18 protein-coding genes are annotated in these 19227 nt (G+C 58.3%); 7 read left to right on the top strand and 11 right to left on the bottom strand.

The features are described from left to right. Positions 1 to 5 precede the first annotated feature (5 nt). Positions 6 to 905 (bottom strand): AraC family transcriptional regulator, encoded by a 900-nt coding sequence (locus PYW49_RS10730; RefSeq protein WP_320386412.1) that lies wholly within the window; start codon positions 903 to 905, stop codon positions 6 to 8. A 195-nt stretch (positions 906 to 1100) separates the two neighbouring features. Between PYW49_RS10730 and yqhD the strand changes: the two genes are divergently transcribed. After that, positions 1101 to 2264 carry an alcohol dehydrogenase gene (gene yqhD / locus PYW49_RS10725; protein ID WP_320386411.1) on the top strand — a complete coding sequence of 388 codons (1164 nt, stop codon included), beginning with the start codon at positions 1101 to 1103 and terminating at the stop codon, positions 2262 to 2264. A gap of 105 nt (positions 2265 to 2369) precedes the next feature. After that, entirely contained in the window at positions 2370 to 3197 is an 828-nt protein-coding gene (dkgA, locus tag PYW49_RS10720; protein WP_134348742.1) for a 2,5-didehydrogluconate reductase DkgA, read from the top strand. Between the two features lie 63 nt (positions 3198 to 3260). Here the strand turns inward: dkgA and PYW49_RS10715 are convergent, their stop codons facing one another. The 5 genes from PYW49_RS10715 to PYW49_RS10695 all read right to left on the bottom strand — a co-directional run bounded on the left by PYW49_RS10715 (position 3261) and on the right by PYW49_RS10695 (position 10734). Continuing rightward, the gene (locus PYW49_RS10715) at positions 3261 to 5432 is read right to left on the bottom strand and encodes a YgiQ family radical SAM protein (RefSeq protein WP_134348741.1); all 2172 of its coding nucleotides are present in this window, start codon (positions 5430 to 5432) and stop codon (positions 3261 to 3263) included. A 151-nt stretch (positions 5433 to 5583) separates the two neighbouring features. Beyond that, on the bottom strand, positions 5584 to 6996 hold the full coding sequence (ftsP, locus tag PYW49_RS10710) for a cell division protein FtsP (protein ID WP_134348740.1): 1413 nt from the start codon (positions 6994 to 6996) through the stop codon (positions 5584 to 5586). A 58-nt stretch (positions 6997 to 7054) separates the two neighbouring features. Next, positions 7055 to 7792, bottom strand: coding sequence for a 1-acylglycerol-3-phosphate O-acyltransferase (plsC, locus tag PYW49_RS10705; protein ID WP_134348739.1), 738 nt, complete (start codon positions 7790 to 7792; stop codon positions 7055 to 7057). 163 nt (positions 7793 to 7955) lie between these two features. Beyond that, positions 7956 to 10214 (bottom strand): DNA topoisomerase IV subunit A, encoded by a 2259-nt coding sequence (parC, locus tag PYW49_RS10700; RefSeq protein WP_320386410.1) that lies wholly within the window; start codon positions 10212 to 10214, stop codon positions 7956 to 7958. 118 nt (positions 10215 to 10332) lie between these two features. Continuing rightward, on the bottom strand, positions 10333 to 10734 hold the full coding sequence (locus PYW49_RS10695; protein WP_134348737.1) for a YgiW/YdeI family stress tolerance OB fold protein: 402 nt from the start codon (positions 10732 to 10734) through the stop codon (positions 10333 to 10335). Positions 10735 to 10872: 138 nt separating this feature from the next. On the opposite strand from PYW49_RS10695, the gene qseB reads away from it, so the two are divergent. The 5 genes from qseB to lysM all read left to right on the top strand — a co-directional run bounded on the left by qseB (position 10873) and on the right by lysM (position 14504). Next, on the top strand, positions 10873 to 11532 hold the full coding sequence (qseB, locus tag PYW49_RS10690) for a quorum sensing response regulator transcription factor QseB (RefSeq protein ID WP_134348736.1): 660 nt from the start codon (positions 10873 to 10875) through the stop codon (positions 11530 to 11532). Next, positions 11529 to 12878, top strand: a complete 1350-nt coding sequence (gene qseC / locus PYW49_RS10685; RefSeq protein WP_320386409.1) for a quorum sensing histidine kinase QseC — start codon at positions 11529 to 11531, stop codon at positions 12876 to 12878. Before qseB ends, qseC begins: the two co-directional genes overlap by 4 nt. Before the next feature lie 105 nt (positions 12879 to 12983). After that, entirely contained in the window at positions 12984 to 13565 is a 582-nt protein-coding gene (locus PYW49_RS10680) for an NAD(P)H-dependent oxidoreductase (protein WP_320386408.1), read from the top strand. 31 nt (positions 13566 to 13596) lie between these two features. Further along, a complete protein-coding gene (locus tag PYW49_RS10675) occupies positions 13597 to 13911 on the top strand; it encodes a putative quinol monooxygenase (protein ID WP_008502984.1) in 315 nt (104 codons plus the stop codon). Positions 13912 to 14063: 152 nt separating this feature from the next. After that, on the top strand, positions 14064 to 14504 hold the full coding sequence (gene lysM / locus PYW49_RS10670) for a peptidoglycan-binding protein LysM (protein ID WP_003862507.1): 441 nt from the start codon (positions 14064 to 14066) through the stop codon (positions 14502 to 14504). A 19-nt stretch (positions 14505 to 14523) separates the two neighbouring features. Here lysM and PYW49_RS10665 read toward each other — a convergent pair whose 3' ends face one another. The 5 genes from PYW49_RS10665 to PYW49_RS10645 are packed head-to-tail and all read right to left on the bottom strand — an operon-like array spanning position 14524 to position 19197. Continuing rightward, the gene (locus tag PYW49_RS10665) at positions 14524 to 15411 is read right to left on the bottom strand and encodes a MurR/RpiR family transcriptional regulator (RefSeq protein ID WP_320386407.1); all 888 of its coding nucleotides are present in this window, start codon (positions 15409 to 15411) and stop codon (positions 14524 to 14526) included. Beyond that, entirely contained in the window at positions 15408 to 16358 is a 951-nt protein-coding gene (locus PYW49_RS10660; RefSeq protein WP_320386601.1) for an iron-siderophore ABC transporter substrate-binding protein, read from the bottom strand. The genes PYW49_RS10665 and PYW49_RS10660 overlap by 4 nt, the downstream gene beginning before the upstream one ends. 9 nt (positions 16359 to 16367) lie before the next feature. Next, a complete protein-coding gene (locus tag PYW49_RS10655) occupies positions 16368 to 17408 on the bottom strand; it encodes a FecCD family ABC transporter permease (protein WP_320386406.1) in 1041 nt (346 codons plus the stop codon). Further along, positions 17405 to 18388, bottom strand: a complete 984-nt coding sequence (locus PYW49_RS10650; protein WP_320386600.1) for a FecCD family ABC transporter permease — start codon at positions 18386 to 18388, stop codon at positions 17405 to 17407. Before PYW49_RS10650 ends, PYW49_RS10655 begins: the two co-directional genes overlap by 4 nt. Next, positions 18388 to 19197, bottom strand: a complete 810-nt coding sequence (locus tag PYW49_RS10645) for an ABC transporter ATP-binding protein (RefSeq protein WP_320386405.1) — start codon at positions 19195 to 19197, stop codon at positions 18388 to 18390. Before PYW49_RS10645 ends, PYW49_RS10650 begins: the two co-directional genes overlap by 1 nt. Between the last annotated feature and the right edge of the window lie 30 nt (positions 19198 to 19227).

Below are 19227 nucleotides of genomic sequence, written 5' to 3'. Positions count from 1 at the left end.
TCCCCTCAGGCTCCCTGCATGGTTCGGATACGTGACGCATCCTCTCCCGGCGTAACGCCGAAATACCGCTTAAATTCCCGACTGAACTGCGACGCACTTTCGTAGCCTACCCGCATCGCCGCCGCGCTGGCCTTCATGCCATCGTGGATCATCAGCATCCGCGCCTTATGCAGCCGGTAGGTTTTAAGGTATTGCAGGGGCGAAGTGCTGGTCACCGATTTAAAATTATGGTGAAACGCCGAGACGCTCATGTTCGCTTCCGCGGCGAGCTGGTCAACGCTGAGGTTTTCCGTGTACTGGCTTTCAATACGCTTGAGCACGCGGCTGATCAGGCTAAAGTGAGTTTGTCGGCTCACCAGAGCCAGTAACGCCCCGCCGCCTGGTCCCAGCAGCACGTGGTAAAGAATTTCGCGGATAATTTGCTTGCCCAGAATGCGTGCATCCAGCGGCCTCTCCATGACGTCCAGCAGACGCTCAATGGCGCAAAGGATCTCTTCCGATAACGTCGCCGAGTTAATCCCGCTCGACGCCATCGAAGGCTGGAAGAACTCATCTTCACCTATCTCCATCAGCAGTTCCTGCAACTGAAGGATATCGACATTGACGCGGATCCCTGCCAGCGGAACCGCCTCTGTCGCGAAAGTTTCACATTCAAAGGGTAAAGGTACTGTCAGGAGCAGGTATTCATTGGTGTCGTAGCGAAACACGCGCTCGTTGATATAGCCAATTTTATGGCCTGAAAAGAGAAAAACGATGCCCGGCTGGTACATCACTGGCGTACGCGTCCCGGGCTGCGTGCCGTAAAGCAGGCGAATATCCGGCAGCAGATCGCTGACATCTTTTGCGTTATCTATCAGTCTTTTAATCTGCGCAGTAAGCTGATGGCAGATCGCTTCACGGTTCATATTACGTTACTCCGGGTACGGTTTCCGACGTTAACAGTGTGCGTCGTTTCCCACGCTTTCTCCAGCGCTCTGTAGAAATGGGCAAGACATCGGCAGGAATGTGCATTGAGAGGATAGCCCCGGACAGCCACAATGTGCAGCATCAGGTTGCCCTCTGCGCCACCACGATTTTTCACCCACTAAAGGGAACGAGCAATGAACAACTTTAATCTTCACACCCCAACCCGCATTCTGTTTGGTAAAGACGCTATCGCTGACCTGCGCGCGCAGATCCCTGCTGACGCCCGCGTACTCATCACCTACGGTGGCGGCAGCGTGAAAAAAACCGGTGTGCTGGATCAGGTATATAGCGCCCTGAACGGTCTGGACGTGCGTGAGTTCGGCGGCATCGAGCCCAACCCGTCTTACGAAACGCTGATGAACGCGGTGAAAATCACCCGCGAAGAGAACATCACCTTCCTGCTGGCCGTCGGCGGCGGCTCCGTGCTGGACGGCACGAAATTCATCGCGGCGGCAGCCCACTACGCAGACGGCGTCGATCCGTGGCATATCCTGGAAACCCGCGGTAGCGACATTAAAAACGCGATCCCGATGGGCTCCGTGCTGACCCTCCCGGCTACCGGCTCTGAATCTAACAAGGGCGCGGTGATTTCCCGCAAAACCACCGGTGATAAGCAGGCCTTTATGAATGAACACGTTCAGCCCGTGTTCGCCATCCTGGACCCGGTTTACACCTACACCCTGCCTGCGCGTCAGGTGGCGAACGGCGTGGTGGACGCCTTTGTGCATACCGTTGAGCAATACGTAACGTACCCGGTCAATGCCAAAATTCAGGATCGCTTCGCGGAAGGCATTCTGCTGACGCTGGTTGAAGACGGTCCGAAAGCGCTGAAAGAGCCGGAAAACTATGACGTTCGCGCCAACGTGATGTGGGCCGCAACGCAGGCGCTGAACGGCCTGATCGGTGCTGGCGTGCCGCAGGACTGGGCGACCCACATGCTGGGCCACGAGCTGACGGCGATGCACGGTCTGGACCACGCACAGACGCTGGCCGTTGTTCTGCCTGCGTTGTGGAACGAAAAACGTGATACCAAACGTGCCAAACTGCTGCAGTACGCCGAGCGCGTGTGGAACATCACCGAGGGTTCAGACGATGCGCGTATTGACGCGGCAATCGAGGCGACCCGCAACTTCTTTGAAGGCCTGGGCGTGCCAACGCGTCTGTCCGGCTACGGTCTGGATGGCAGCTCCATCCCTGCCCTGCTGGCGAAACTCGAAGAACACGGCATGACCCAACTGGGCGAGCACGGCGACATCACGCTGGACGTGAGCCGTCGTATCTACGAAGCGGCACGCTAAGCGTTTTTGTCCTTCCGACTTTCGTTTTTTGACATTTCGTCCAGACTTAATGCACATCCCATCGCCGGAGTCCCCCTCCGGCGATGCGCACCTGAAGGAGGAAAAATGGCAAACCAAACCGTAATCAAGCTGCAGGACGGCAACGTGATGCCCCAACTGGGGCTAGGTGTATGGAAAGCCGGTAACGACGAGGTCGTCTCCGCCATTCATAAAGCACTGGAAGTGGGCTACCGGTCGATTGATACCGCCGCCGCATACAAAAATGAGGACGGCGTGGGTAAGGCACTGGCCAGCGCCGGCGTCTCCCGCGATGAGCTATTCATCACCACTAAACTCTGGAACGACGATCAAAAACGCCCCCGCGAAGCCCTGGAGGAGAGCCTGGAAAAACTCCAGCTCGACTTCGTCGATCTCTGGCTGATGCACTGGCCGGTTCCGGCCATCGATCACTACGTTGATGCCTGGAAAGGAATGATTGACCTGCAGAAAGAGGGGCTGGTGAAAAGCATCGGCGTCTGCAACTTCCAGGTTCATCACCTGCAGCGCCTGATTGACGAGACGGGCGTCGCGCCTGTGATTAACCAGATTGAGCTGCACCCGCTGATGCAGCAGCGTCAGCTTCACGCCTGGAACGCCACGCATAAAATCCAGACTGAATCCTGGAGCCCGCTGGCGCAGGGCGGCGAAGGGGTGTTTGATCAAAAGATTATCCGTGAGCTGGCGGATAAATACGGTAAAACCCCGGCGCAAATCGTCATTCGCTGGCATCTGGACAACGGCCTGGTGGTGATCCCGAAATCGGTCACGCCGTCCCGTATCGCCGAGAACTTCGACGTCTGGGATTTCCGTCTGGATAAAGACGAGCTGGGCGAAATTGCGAAGTTAGATAAGGGCAAACGTTTAGGGCCCGATCCGGATCAGTTTGGCGGCTAGCTGCCGGGTGGCGGCCTCGCCTTACCCGGCCTACAAAAAACCCCGGCTTGCCGGGGTTTTCTTTTACGCTTTGCGCTTCACGGGTTTCTTTACACTGGAATTACCATTCGAACGCTGATGCACAATCGGCGTGTGCTTGGTCAGCGCCGGGCGCGTATTGCGATTCTGGCGACGCGCTTCGCGCATCTCATCCAGCGTCGGGGCCGGTACCAGGCAGTCGCGACGCGAGCCGATAAGATGTTTTTTGCCCATCTCTTCCAGCGCCTGACGGATCAGCGGCCAGTTTTTCGGATCGTGATAACGCAGCAGCGCTTTGTGCAGACGACGCTGCTTATCCCCTTTCGGCACCACCACCTCTTCACTCTTATAGCCAATCTTACTCAGCGGGTTCTTGCCGGTGTAATACATGGTCGTCGAGTTGGCGAGCGGTGAAGGATAGAAGTTCTGCACCTGATCCAGACGGAAGCGACGCTGCTTCAGCCACAGCGCCAGGTTCACCATGTCCTCGTCGCGCGTGCCCGGGTGCGCAGAGATAAAGTAAGGGATCAGATACTGCTCTTTGCCCGCCTGCTTCGAATAAGTATCGAACAGCTCTTTAAAGCGGTCATAGCTGCCCATACCCGGCTTCATCATCTTCGACAGCGGGCCTTCTTCGGTGTGCTCCGGCGCAATCTTCAGGTAGCCGCCGACGTGGTGCGTTGCCAGCTCTTTGATGTAGCGCGGATCTTCCACGGCGATGTCGTAACGTACCCCGGAGGCGATCAGGATCTTCTTGATGCCTTTCAGGTCACGCGCGCGGCGATAGAGGTTGATCGTCGGCTCGTGGTTGGTGTCCATATGTTCGCAAATGCTCGGATAGACGCAGGACAGGCGGCGGCAGGTTTGCTCCGCCCGCGGCGACTTACAGCGCAGCATGTACATGTTCGCGGTCGGGCCGCCAAGATCGGATATCACGCCGGTAAAGCCCGGCACCGAGTCGCGAATCGCTTCGATCTCATTGATGATCGAATCTTCAGAGCGGCTCTGGATAATGCGCCCTTCGTGCTCGGTAATGGAGCAGAAGGAACAGCCACCGAAGCAGCCGCGCATGATGTTGATCGAGAAGCGGATCATCTCATACGCCGGGATACGGGCATTGCCGTACGCCGGGTGCGGCACGCGCTTGTACGGCAGCGCAAAGACGCTGTCCATCTCTTCGGTGGAAAGCGGGATCGCCGGCGGGTTGATCCAGATAAAGCGCTCGCCGTGCTTCTGCATCAACGCGCGGGCACAGCCCGGGTTGGTTTCATGGTGCAGAATACGGGACGCATGCGCGTAGAGCACCTTGTCGGCTTTGACCTTCTCGTAGGACGGCAGCAGCACGTAGGTCTTTTCCCACGGTTTCGGACGTGGCGGCTGCACAACGATAGCCTTCGCTTCCGCTTTCTTTGGCTCTACCGGCTTGTTATCGGCACACGGCAGATCTTCGCCGTACGGGTGTGGGATCGGGTCGATTTTGCCCGGCATGTCGATGATGCGGGAATCCACCCCGCTCCAGCCCGGCAGCGCCTCTTTCACCATGATGGCGGTATTGCGTACGTCGCGGATGCTGTTCACCGGTTCACCCTGCGACAGACGGTGCGCCACTTCCACCAGCGGACGCTCGCCGTTACCGTAAATCAGCATGTCGGCTTTGGAATCCACCAGCACCGAGCGGCGAACGGTATCTGACCAGTAGTCGTAGTGCGCGGTGCGGCGCAGGCTCGCCTCGATGCCGCCCAGGATCACCGGCACGTCTTTCCAGGCTTCTTTACAGCGCTGGGTATACACCAGGGTCGCGCGGTCAGGGCGTTTGCCCGCAACGTTATCCGGCGTGTAGGCGTCGTCATGGCGCAGCTTACGGTCGGCGGTATAGCGGTTGATCATCGAGTCCATGTTGCCTGCGGTCACGCCGAAGAACAGGTTGGGTTTACCCAGACGCATAAAGTCGTCTTTGCTGTTCCAGTCAGGCTGGGAGATGATCCCCACGCGGAAGCCCTGCGCTTCAAGCATACGGCCACAGATGGCCATCCCGAAGCTCGGATGGTCAACGTAGGCATCGCCCGTGACCAGAATGATATCGCAGCTGTCCCAGCCCAGTTGGTCCATCTCTTCACGGGACATCGGCAGGAATGGCGCCGGTCCAAAGCAGGCCGCCCAGTACTGGGGCCAGGAGAAGAGGTCACGATCCGGCTGGATCAGGGAAATTGCGCTCATAATGCTTCCGAAGAAAAAATAGACAAAAGGGCGGGGATTATACGCTGGATCATTGCGGGAAATGAAGGGGTATTTATTGCCCGGTGGCGCTACGCTTACCGGGCCTACGGGCCTGTAGGTCGGGTAAGGCGAAGCCGCCACCCGACTCGTTTTACGGTGCCGGATTCACCAGCATCTGCCCCACGGAGCCCCTGTCCATCATCTCCAGCGTCTGGCTGTGGAACAGGAACGGGAAGTGCGGCCACGAAGGCTGACCATAGTAGACGAGCAGCTCGACCTGGCCATCCACCCAGACGGTATCCTTCCAGCCGCGGTCTTCCGGGAACGGCATCGCGCCATTCACGTTGCGGATCAGGAAGCTTACACCTTCAATATGGAACGACTGCGGCATATCCGAGCGAACGGTCCAGCGCTCCCAGGTACCCTGCTGGGCGGTAATGTCGATACGGTTCACATCCCACAGCGCGCCGTTGATACCCGGATCGTCGCCCAGGCTGATATCACGGCTGCGCACCGGCGAGCCGCTCATGATCTCCTGCGGCAGCAGACGCATTGGCAGGCTATCGGTGACCAGCGGCAGCAGACCGGTTGGGCGCAGGGTCAGCACCAGGGTGGAGACAAGAATGCTCGACGGTTCAAAGAACCCGCGGATGCGATCCACAATGCTGGCTGCCTCGCCGCAGGTCAAAGACACTTCATCGCCATTGGTCATATCCACGAGGATTTCACGACGTTCACCCGGCGAGAGCGCCAGCTGTTTGACGGAAACCGGCGCCGGTAAAAAACCCTGGTCGCCGGAGATCACGTGTAGCGGGCGGCCATCGCTCATCTGGAGCTGATAGCGGCGCGAGTTAGAGGCATTGAGCAGGCGCAGGCGTACCCAACCACGCGAGACTTCAACGTAGGGGCTTTGTGCACCGTTGACCAGCAGCGTATCACCCACAAAGCCACCGCTGCCCGGCTCGCTGTATTCCGGCGTACCGAAATTATCCAGACGCTTGTCCTGAATAATAATCGGGAAGTCGTCCACACCGTAGTGGTTTGGGATCGGCAGAGATTTACTGACCTCATCCTCCACCAGCCACATTCCGGCCAGGCCATTATAGACCTGCTGAGCGGTACGGTTAGGGGTGCTAGCGTGATACCACAGCGTTGCCGCACTCTGGCGGATTGGCAGCACGGGCGCCCAGTCAGCGTTGGGTGACATCATGCGCGCGGCACCGCCCATCAACGGGCCAGGAACCTGTAAGCCGCTGACGGTCATGGCAACATTTTCAGCGGTACGGTTACTGTAGATGAGCTTAACGTCATCGCCATTCCACACGCGGATGGTCGGCCCAAGGTAGCGCCCGTTAATCCCCCAGATAGACGCACGCGTGCCCTGGGTAAAGGACCAGTGGCTACGCTGCAGGGTCAGGAAAAGTGGCTGCCCACGACGGGATTCAATCAACGGCGGAATGGGCAGCGGCTGCTGCTGCCCGGCGGCGCTGGCTGTCAGCGGCATCGCACCCGCACAAAGGGCGATCCCCGAAGCCTGAATAAACTGACGCCGACTGAGTGACATATAAGCTCCATCTGAAACGACTAACAACGCGGGAATTCGTTTTCCCTTCAACGCCGGATTAAATCTTACCGGCGGCTTCTCTCTCTGCGACTTCTTTGTCGAGCTGCGCAATATGCTGAGCCATCAGCTCACGGCAGTGTGCTGCCAGCTCGCGCACCTGATCTTTACCGTATTTGCTGGTATCGACGGGTGGCAGCATTTCGACAATCACCAGCCCGTTATTCAGGCGGTTAAGATTAATCTTATTCGATGTATTGGAAACGCACACGGGAATAATTGGAACGCCCGCCGCAATTGCGGCATGAAACGCACCGGTTTTAAAAGGCAGCAGGCCACGACCACGGCTGCGCGTCCCTTCCGGAAACATCCAGATAGAGATTTTGCGCTTTTTGAAGTGATTCACCACTTCGGCAATGGTGCTGTGCGCTTTTGCGCGATTATTGCGGTCGATCAGCAGGTTACCGGTAAGCCAGTACAGCAGGCCAAAAAACGGGACCCACAGCAGGCTCTTTTTCCCCACTGTCACGGTCGGTGGTAAAACGATGTTTGCGGCGGTCACCATATCGTAGTTGTTCTGATGGTTAGCGATATAGATAGCGTTGCCGAAATTCTCAGCCCCTTCAGGCAGACGTTTTTCAACTTTCAGGCCAAACAGCGGCGCAAGGCGACCAAACATATGGCCAAAGGTGGCAACATGCTTCGGATTACGCGGGCTGAACAGGCAATAGATGCAGCCGAAAATACAGACCAGAATGCAGTAAATAACGGTAAGAATAAGACGAACAATGTATAGCATAGCGACCTCTGAAGCCCCAACAGCTGACAATTATACTTCACCTGTGGCCAGGTAAGGACTTTATTACGAGCGCGTATTGTTAATCGCAACGCACGAATTAACAACGATTTTACGGGAAATTTTATTGAAATTCCCCCTCCGGACAGAGGGGGATATCACGACATTACTCTTCGCTGTCACCCGCGGTGCTGCGTGCAGGAGAGTCAATCTCCACGCGGTCGATACGCTGCAGACCGCGCATCAGCGAGCCACGGCGACCGCGCTCACCCACCACCTTCTGCAGCTCTTCCGGACGAAGTTTGATTTTACGCTTGCCGACATGAATGGTCAGCGTGCTCTGCGGCGGCAGTAGGAAGAGGTGCGCCAGGCTATCTTCGCCTTTCGCCGCTTCCGCCGACGGGATATTGATGATCTTGTTACCCTTGCCTTTTGACAGTTCCGGCAGGTCGCTGACTGGGAACATCAGCATACGGCCGGCGGTGGTGATCGCCAGCAGCATGTCGCTTTCGTTCTCGATCACCAGCGGCGCCATCACGTGAGCGTTGTCCGGCAGGCTAATCAGCGCCTTACCGGCACGGTTACGAGAGACAAGATCGTTAAAGGTACAGATAAAACCGTAACCCGCATCAGAAGCCAGGAGCAGCTTCTGGTCATCGGCTTCCATCAGCATATGGTCAACCGTTGCACCCGGCGGCAGCGTCAGCTTGCCGGTGAGCGGCTCACCCTGCCCGCGCGCGGAAGGCAGCGTGATCGGGTCGATGGCGTAGCTGCGACCGGTGGAGTCGATAAACGCCACCGGCTGGTTGCTCTTACCTTTCACCGCCGCTTTAAAGCTGTCGCCCGCTTTGTAGCTGAGCCCCGGCGCGTCGATATCGTGGCCCTTGGCGCTGCGCACCCAGCCGCTCTGAGACAGGACAATGGTCACCGGCTCGGATGGCTGCATGTCGTGCTCGTTCATCGCCTTCGCTTCTTCGCGCTCGTGCAGCGGAGAACGACGGTCGTCACCAAAAGCCTCGGCATCGGCCTGCAGCTCTTTCTTCAGCAGGTTGTTCATCTTGCGTTCGGACGCCAGGATCGCCTGCAGTTGATCGCGCTCTTTTTCCAGCTCGTTCTGCTCACCGCGGATCTTCATCTCTTCCAGTTTGGCGAGATGGCGCAGCTTCAGTTCGAGGATCGCTTCGGCCTGGGTTTCGCTGATGCCAAAGCGCGACATCAGAGCAGGCTTCGGTTCGTCCTCGGTACGGATGATCTCAATCACCTCGTCGATATTGAGGAACGCCACCAGCAAACCTTCGAGGATATGCAGGCGCTTAAGCACTTTCTCCAGACGGTGATTCAGACGACGGCGTACCGTATCGCGGCGGAAGGTCAGCCATTCGGTAAGGATCTCCAGCAGGTTTTTCACCGCCGGACGACCGTCGAGGCCGATCATGTTCAGGTTGATGCGGTAGCTTTTTTCCAGATCGGTGGTGGCGAACAGGTGGTTCATCACCTGCTCCATATCCACGCGGTTGGAACGCGGCACGATAACCAGACGGGTCGGGTTCTCGTGGTCGGATTCGTCGCGCAGGTCGTCCACCATCGGCAGCTTTTTATTGCGCATCTGGGAGGCGATCTGCTCCAGCACTTTCGCACCGGAGACCTGATGCGGCAGCGCGGTGATGACCACAGCGCCGTCCTCTTTGTTCCACACCGCGCGCATACGCACGGAGCCGCGACCGTTCTGATAGATTTTGCGGATTTCCGCGCGCGAGGTGATGATTTCGGCTTCGGTCGGGTAGTCCGGCCCCTGCACGATATCCAGGACATCATCCAGCGTGGTTTTTGGCTGTTCAATCAGGGTGATGGCGGCTTTCGCCACTTCACGCAGGTTGTGCGGCGGAATGTCCGTCGCCATACCAACGGCAATACCGGTGGTACCGTTCAGCAGGATGTTCGGCAGACGCGCAGGCAGCATCTTCGGCTCCTGCATCGTACCGTCGAAGTTGGGTACCCAGTCAACGGTTCCCTGACCCAGCTCGCCCAGCAGCACTTCGGCATATTTAGACAGACGGGATTCGGTATAACGCATCGCCGCGAAGGATTTCGGATCGTCCGGCGCACCCCAGTTCCCCTGGCCATCCACCAGCGGATAGCGGTAAGAGAACGGCTGCGCCATCAGCACCATCGCTTCATAACAGGCGCTGTCGCCGTGCGGATGGTATTTACCCAGCACGTCACCGACGGTACGGGCGGATTTCTTGAACTTGGCGGTGGCGCTCAGCCCCAGCTCGGACATCGCATAGACGATGCGGCGCTGAACGGGCTTCAGGCCATCCCCGATAAACGGCAACGCCCTGTCCATGATGACGTACATGGAGTAGTTCAGGTAGGCGTTTTCCGTGAATTCATGTAGCGCGAGGCGCTCTGCCATATCGCTCATTACGTGTGATTCCTCAACTCAGAAACCGATGGGTTTCAGGCAATATTGCCGCAGATACTACCCTATCTGGCGAGTTGAGTCACAAAGAAAAAGGGCCGCTTATGCGGCCCTTTCCGGGTTATTTGTTCAGCTTAATAACCTGCTTCACGTCGATTTCAAAATCGTTCCACTCTTTATCGACCTTGCCCTGGATTTCCACTTTATCCTGCGGGGTCACGGTCACGCCGTTCCAGCGCTTGTGGTCAATCTCCACGTTTACCGTGCCGGTCTCATCGCGGAAGGTGTAGCGGTCATCGGACAGGCGCTGGGTGATATTCCCGCGCAGCTTCACCCAACTGTCGTCCTTCAGGTCTTTCACCTTCACCGCAGTGGTGAGGTTAGCGTCATTATCGACGAAACCGCCTGCCTGGGTTTGGGTCTGGGTTTGTGCGGCAGACGGGCCGTTAAATCCGCCCTGCGCAGCAAAAACAGGGGCAGTGGTCATCATCATGATGGCGGCAATAGCAGCGAATTTTTTCATATTAACTCTCCCTTTAATTTGGTTTCGCAATCCATTTAACAGGGTAATCCTTAACAACTTCTTAAGGGAAAAATTTATTTATTATTGCTGTACAGCAGGCGCTTACAGAGGGTTTACTGACGGCATCAAGGAGGGAACATGCGCATTTTACTGGTAGAAGACGACACGTTAATCGGCGATGGCATCAAAGCTGGCTTAGGCAAAATGGGCTTTAGCGTGGACTGGTTTACCGACGGAAAAACCGGTCAGGCCGCGCTCTATTCCGCACCCTATGATGCCGTCGTGCTGGATCTGACGCTGCCGGAAATCGACGGGCTTGAGATCCTGCGCGCGTGGCGCGAAAGCGGGCGCAGTGAGCCGGTACTGATCCTGACCGCGCGGGATGCGCTGAACCAGCGCGTCGAAGGGCTGCGCCTTGGCGCGGATGATTATCTCTGTAAGCCGTTCGCGCTGATCGAAGTGGGGGCCCGCCTCGAAGCGCTGGTCCGCCGCAGCCACGGCCAGGCGTGCAGCGAGCTACGCCACGGCAAGGTCACGCTCGATCCGACCCGGCTCGTCGCCACGCTGGACGGTGCCCCCCTGACGCTAAAACCCAAAGAGTTCGCGCTGCTTGAGCTGTTAATGCGTAACGCGGGCCGGGTGCTGCCGCGAAAGCTTATCGAGGAAAAACTCTATACCTGGGACGATGACGTCTCCAGCAACGCCATCGAGGTTCACGTCCATCATCTGCGCCGCAAGCTTGGCAGCGAGTTTATCCGCACCGTGCACGGCATCGGTTATACCCTGGGTGACGCATGAAACTGACGCAACGCCTGAGCCTGAAGCTGCGCCTGACGCTTCTCTTTTTACTGCTGTCTCTGACGGCCTGGTTTGCCGCCAGTCTTGTTGCCTGGCAGCAAACGACGCACAAGCTCGACAAGCTCTTTGATACCCAGCAGATGCTGTTTGCCAAACGGCTGCTGACGATGGATCTTGACGAGATCCGCGCCCCCGAACGGATGCGTGAAATCCCTAAAAAAGTGAAGCATGGTCGTCTGGATGACGACGCGCTGGCTTTTGCCATCTACGCCGTCGACGGCAAAATGATCCTCAATGACGGTGAAAATGGCAGCGATATTCCGTACCACTATCGCCGCGACGGGTTCGATAACGGGCAGCTACAGGGTGACAACGACGAATGGCGCTTTTTATGGCTGACGTCGCCCGACGGAAAGTACCGCGTGGTGGTCGGCCAGGAGTGGGAGTATCGGCAGGATATGGCGCTGGACGTGGTCAGCTCGCAGCTCACACCGTGGCTGGTGGCCCTGCCCGTGATGCTGCTGTTGCTAATCGTACTGCTAAGCCGCGAACTGAAGCCGCTGAAAAAGCTGGCGCAGACGTTGCGTTCTCGCTCACCGGATGCCACCGATAAACTGCCGACGGAGGGTGTACCAACAGAAGTACGTCCCCTGCTCGACGCGCTGAATCATCTCTTCACGCGAACCCAGGAGATGATGACCCGCGAGCGTCGTTTTACTTCCGATGCTGCCCACGAATTACGCAGCCCGCTGGCGGCCCTGAAGGTGCAAACCGATGTGGCGCTGCTCTCTCAGGACGATCCGCAGGCGCGGGAAAAAGCGCTGATGCAGCTGCATGCGGGTATCGACCGCGCCTCCCGGCTGGTGGATCAGCTCCTCACGCTGTCGCGTCTGGACTCGCTGGATAACCTGGACGATGTGGAACCAATTATCCTGGCCGATTTACTGCAGTCGGCCGTGCTGGATACCTGGCACCCGGCCCGGCAGGCGGGCATTGATATTCGCCTGAACATCAATGCGCCAGAGGTTACACGCACGGGCCAGCAGTTGCTCCTGAGCCTGCTGGTGCGCAACCTGCTGGATAACGCGATTCGCTACAGCCCGCGCGGCAGCGAGGTAGACGTGACGCTGGACACGCGTAGCTTTACCGTGCGCGACAACGGCCCCGGTATTTCACCTGATGCGCTGGCGCGCATCGGCGAACGTTTTTATCGTCCCCCGGGCCAGGATGCCACGGGCAGTGGGTTGGGGATATCTATCGTCAGGCGCATTGCCGCCCTGCATGGTATGCACGTCTCGCTGAATAATGCACCTGAAGGGGGCTTTGAAGCGAAGGTCAGCTGGTAAGGGATTATTGCATTTAATGCAAAAGACTTTGCACATTTTGCTCATTTTAACGCACCGTCCTCGCGCGTAGAATACTCGCCATACTCTCATCACCGAGGACAAATAATGAGCAACATTCTGATTATCAATGGCGCAAAAGAATTCGCGCACTCTAAAGGCCAGCTGAATGACACCCTGACCGAGGTCGCGGACGGTTTCCTGCGCGACGCCGGGCATGATGTTAAGGTCGTGCGTGCGGACAGCAATTACGACGTGAAAGCCGAAGTGCAGAACTTCCTGTGGGCCGACGTGGTGATCTGGCAGATGCCTGGCTGGTGGATGGGCGCGCCGTGGACCGTGAAAAAATACATGGACGACGTGTTCACCGAAGGTCATGGCTCACTGTATGCCAGCGACGGCCGTACCCGCTCCGATGCCTCTAAAAAATATGGCTCCGGCGGCCTGATTCAGGGCAAAAAATACATGCTGTCCCTGACCTGGAACGCGCCGATGGAAGCGTTCACCGAGAAAGATCAGTTCTTCGAAGGCGTGGGCGTTGACGGCGCGTACCTGCCGTTCCACAAGGCTAACCAGTTCCTGGGTATGGATCCGCTGCCGACCTTTATCGTCAACGACGTGATTAAAATGCCTGATGTCCCGAACTATATCGCAGAATATCGCAAGCATCTCGCGGAAATTTTTGCTTAACTGGTACCCTGGAATTAAAGGAGTAGTCACAATGCTTACCGTTATTGCAGAAATCCGTACTCGTCCAGGTCAACATCACCGCCAGGCGGTGCTGGATCAGTTCGCGAAAATTATCCCGACCGTACTGAAAGAAGAAGGCTGCCACGGCTACGCGCCGATGGTGGATGCCGCCACTGACGCCAGCTTCCAGGCGACCGCACCAGACTCGATCATCATGGTTGAGCAGTGGGAAACCGTCGCGCATCTTGAAGCGCACCTGCAGACCGCGCACATGAAAGCGTGGAGCGACGCGGTGAAGGGTGACGTGCTGGAAACCCACATCCGCATTCTGGAGCAAGGGGTTTAAGTTCGTGGTATTTGCCGGGTGGCACTGCGTTTACCCGGCCTACAAAACCTGAACCGTAGGCCCGGTAAGCGTCAGCGCTACCGGGCTTTTTTTATCAGCTTAAAACTCAACTGCTATGCTTATTCTGACTTCATGATTAACAGGAGGATGGAATGGGTCTTTTTAACTTTGTAAAAGAAGCAGGCGAAAAGCTATGGGATAACCTGACCGATCATAAAGGCCAGAGCGACAAAATCACCGAGCATCTCAAGAAACTCAATATCCCCGGTTCAGATAAGGTTCAGGTTAACGTCACCGACGGCAAAGCCAGCGTGACGGGCGACGGGCTGACCCAGGAACAGAAAGAAAAAATCCAGGTCGCCGTCGGGAACATCGCGGGCGTGAGCGAGGTGGAGAACAACATCACCGCGACCGATGCCAAAGATGAAGCCACCTACTACACGGTGAAATCCGGCGATACCCTGAGCGCTATCTCCAAAACCGTGTATGGCGATGCCAACCAGTACAATAAGATTTTTGAAGCTAACCGCCCGATGCTTTCCAGCCCGGATAAAATCTATCCTGGCCAGACGCTGCGTATTCCTAAAGCGTGATCCGCGAGCCGGGGGGAAATCAACTGCTCTTCTTCCCCGGTTTTAAACCGCGATGTAACTCGTTGATGCGCTTCATTGACTTGATGGTGCGCTGCGGCTCGGTGGAGGCGACGGATAAAATAATCATCTCCAGACACAGCAGCACCGTGCCATGGAGCGGGATTTTGCCCTTTTCGCCGCCGCGCGGAACGTGGATCACCACGCTGGCCTCCTTACTGAAACGCGAATCAAGGGCGTTGGTCAGCAGGATCGTTGGGATACCCAGACGTTTTGCTTCACGCAGCGTGGTTTGCCCCTCCCGATGCGCGGACTTCTGCGCCATCATCACCAGCACGTCGCCGCGCTGAAGCGCAATCAGCTGTTCGGCAAGCCCTATCCCGGTGCGGTTAAGCGGCGTGGCGGGTAAACCCATGCGGCTGAACAGCCTGGCAGTGTACTCGGCCAAAATACCGGATGCGCCAATGCCAAATATGGCAACCTGCCTCGCCTGCGCCAGCAGTGAGACCGCCTGCGCCATCGCATAGCGGTTGTGGGGCTCGGATAGCACGTCGCAGGTGTGTTGATGCCCCTCCAGCACAAAATCAATGCTCGCATTGACGTCGCTGGCAAGCGTATTCACCGTGGTGGACATCTTTTCGCTGGACGTCACCACCGGGCCAAACCACTGCTCCAGGGTCTGCTTCAGATCGCGCAGCCCGGCGAACCCCAGCGCCTGAATGGCGCGGACCACCGTGGCGTCCGAGGTTTTCAGTTCCGCAGCAATCTCCATTGCAGTCTGTTCCATCACCGCTTCGCGGTTGTCATGGATATAGCGTGCGACCTGCAGCAGACGCGGCGTCAGCTGATGCGCGCGGGCGCGAAAGCGGTCGCCATAGACATCGACGCGACTTTTCTCTTTGCGGATCACCGTGACGCCTCCGGCAGCGGACGCCCGGCAATCTGCGACTGCACCTGCGCGGCCATCAGCCCTAACGAGGCAAACGAATTCGAGATCGCCTCTTCACGCGAGATCAGCACGTAATGCCCGGTCCGGCAGGCATTCAGAAACTGACACCACCCCGGCATCACCGCATCCATCGCCGCCAGCTCGTCCTGCGGTTTACCGCCGGTATCCCCGCGCCAGGTGGCGAAGACGAAGTCGGCATCCAGTTCCGGCAGGCGCTCGGCGCTGACGTCAATTCGTCCCCCTTCCGGAATGGACTCAATCAGCGGCGGGAAGGTGAACCCGGCATCACGGAGCACGCGGCCCAGCGAGTGATAGCTGTGCATGGCGTTAATCTTCCCCTGATTCGCCTGAATCACCGACACGCTAATTTTGCGGGTATCCACCGTCGCTTTCAGCGCCTTTATTTGCTCCTGATAGCGACGCTCAAGGATCGCCAGCCGCGCCTGCGTGCCTGTGAGCTGCGCCAGCTTGCGGTAGATCTCCGGCGCGCCGCCATCGAGATGATCGATGCTGACCGTCGGGGCAATTTTTTCCAGCTGTTCCACCGGGGTGTTGCGGGTCGGCTCGGTCACGATCAGGTCAGGTTTTGCGGCGGCGATAGCTTCAATGTCGATATCCGCCGTGCCGATAAATTTGATGTCGGAATTATCGAAGTCGACGCTCGTCAACATTCCGCTGGAGCGCAGAAAGTGGCTGCCGTCCGGCCGCGTGCGGCCATGGCTCGCGACCGGCGGCACGCCAAGCTCAATCAGCGGAATGGTGATATCCAGATCGTGTAACGAGACAATCCGTTTCGGATGAACCGGCACCACCACTTTTCGGTTCAGATCGTCAGTAAACGTCTGCGTCGACTCCGCCGCACTCACCGCGACCCCCACCAACAACAGCATCGAAAACACTACGCGCATCATAGTCCCCTAAAATCTGTCCCGACGCTGCCAGAGCAGCAGCAGGAAAAACGGTCCGCCAATTAATGAAATCACAATTCCCGCCGGCAGCTGCAGCGGGAGGAATGCCAGACGTCCGACGTTATCAGCCAGCAGCACCAGCAGCGCGCCCAGCACGGCGCTTCCCACCAGGAGCGCGGTTTGCCCACCGCGCAGCAGCAGGCGTGCCATATGCGGGGCAATCAGCCCCACGAAACCAATACTGCCCACGCAGGAGACGCTGGCTGCCGTCAGCACCACCGGGGCGAGAACCCGCAGCAGCGCCAGCCGGGTTGTGCGAACGCCAAGGCCCGTAGCGGCCTGATTGCCGAGCAACGCCACGTCCGCGGCTCGCGCGGTAAACAGCAACAGCACAAACGCGGGAGCCGCCCAGAGTGCGGCTAGCCCCACCAGCGTCCAGTTTGCCGCATGCAGGCTTCCCGCCAGCCAGAGCATCGCCGTCTGCACGTCGCGCACGTCAGCAGTGGTGATGAAGACGCCCATCGCCGCGGCAAACGCCCATGACACGCCGATGCCAATCAGGATGAATCGCGGGCGCGAGATATCGCGCGCCAGGGCTATGACCACAAGCGCGGTGAGCAGCCCGCCGGCCATCCCGACCAGCGGACGCCAGGCCAGACTCAGCGCCGGGAACTGAAAAATCAGCAGCAGTACCGCCGCGCTACAGCCCTCCTTCACGCCGATAAGCCCCGGGTCAGCCAGGCCATTGCGTGTAATAGACTGCATTGCCGCCCCAGCCATGCCGAGCATGGCGCCGCACAGTATCGCCATCAGCAGACGCGGCAGGCGGATGTCCATCACGATGTAGCGCGTCTCCGCCGTCAGGCTTTCAGGGTAAAACAGCGCGCGCCCGACATCTGAAGTGGGAATTGGCAGGGAACCGTGCGTCAGGCCAAAACCTGTCAGCAGGCAGGCGGCCAGCGCCAGGATGACCAGACACGCCAGCGCCTTTGGACGAATCAGCGCCGAGAAGGTGCCAACGCGCAGCGCACGCAGTCCGGCGCGGTTCATTTAAACATCCTCGTGGCCATGAAGATAAAGACGGGGGCACCAACCAGGGCAGTCATGATGCCTGTTGCCAGCTCCCAGGGCGTAAAAAGCGTGCGGGCGGCGATATCCGCCAGCAGCAAAACCACCGCGCCGCAGAGGGCAGACAGCGGTACCATCACTCGCAGATCAACCGACACCAGACGGCGAATGAGCTGCGGCACCACAAGGCCGATAAAGCCAATCGGCCCGGCGATGGCGACGGCCGCGCCGCAGAGCAGCGCGATGGCCAGCAGGGCGAGCAGGCGGGTTTTCAGCAGCGACACGCCAAGCCCCTGGGCCATTCTGTCCCCCAGCGCCAGCATGTTGAGCGAAGGCGACAGCCCGATAGCGAGAACAAAACCGGCTGATGCAGCCCACAGGGCGCTCCGGAGCGTCTGTGCGTTAACCCCGGCTAAATCCCCCGCCAGCCAGGTACGCAGGGAGAGCAGCGTCTGTTCGTCCAGAATCAGCACGGCGGCGGTGACTGACGAGGCAAATGCCGACATCGCGACACCGCACAGGGTGATTTTCATTGGCGTGAGCCCGGTACGTCCGGAAGAGGAGAACATCAGCACCAGCAAAAACAGCGTGGCGGCACCGGCGGCGGCAATAAGCGATTGACCAAATGGCAGGGTAAGACCCAGCGCGCTCGTCAGCACCACCGCCAGCGCCGCCCCGGCATTGAGACCCAGAATATGCGGCTCGCCCAGCGGGTTGCGGATGACTGACTGCAATAATACCCCCGCCACACCCAGCGCCGCGCCGGTAAGCGTGGCCGCCATAAGGCGTAACAGGCGCAGCCTGATGATGACGTTATGATCGAAATTATGCGGGTCGAAAGCGAAAAAAGCCTCGACCACCGTCCAGGGAGGAATAACGCGCGCGCCGATCCCGAGGTGTGCAACCGCGGCCGCCATCAGCAGGAACGCAAAAAGGATAAACGCCAGAGACGTGCGCATTATCATTTTTCAGCAGCCTGGCGAAAGGGCATAAAGAACGGTTTGCCGGTCAACGGGTTAACGGACATATGCACGTCGACATCAAATACTGCTTTGATCAGCTCCGGCGTGCAGACGTCGCCTTCATGTAATATCCCTTCGACTTTCCCCTGGCGTAAAAAGACCAGCGAATCGCCGTAGTTCACCGCGAAGTTGAGATCGTGCAGCACCACCACCACGGTACGTCCGTGCTGGCGGGTCAGGGCGTGTAGCAGTTCCAGGATCTCAACCTGATAGCGGAGATCGAGAAACGTCGTGGGTTCGTCAAGCAGGATATACGGCGTTTGCTGCGCCAGCGCCATGGCGATCCAGCAGCGCTGGCGCTGGCCGCCGGACAAGCTTTCGACCGGCAGATGCGCAAAGGCTGCCGTGCCGGTCAGGCGCAGCGCCTCTTCCACCGCCAGCTCGTCTTCGTCGCTCCACTGGCGCATAAAATTTTGCCAGGGAAACCGCCCGCGCGAGACCAGATCGAAGACGGTTAACCCTTCCGGCAGCAGCGGAGACTGGGGCAGAATACCAAGCTGACGGGCAACCGCTTTGGTTGGTTGCTCATGAATGGCTTTGCCGTCCAGCAGCGCGGTTCCCCCCAGCGGCTGCAGCAGCCGCGCGATAGTGCTCAACAGCGTGGATTTTCCACAGCCGTTCGCCCCTACCAGCACCGTCATTTTCTGCTGAGGGATCGCAAGGGAGATCTCATCAATGATGATTTTTTTCTGATAGCCCGCAGAGAGGTTCTCCAGAACCAGTCCCGGTTTGTTTGTGTTGTGTGCCACGTGAACGCCAACGTAATGAAAAAACAACAA

Origin of the sequence: Enterobacter chinensis, from assembly GCF_034008295.1 — a bacterium.
In the GTDB taxonomy this organism is placed as follows: Bacteria; Pseudomonadota; Gammaproteobacteria; order Enterobacterales; family Enterobacteriaceae; genus Enterobacter; species Enterobacter chinensis.
This window is presented reverse-complemented; position numbering and strand designations above follow the sequence as displayed.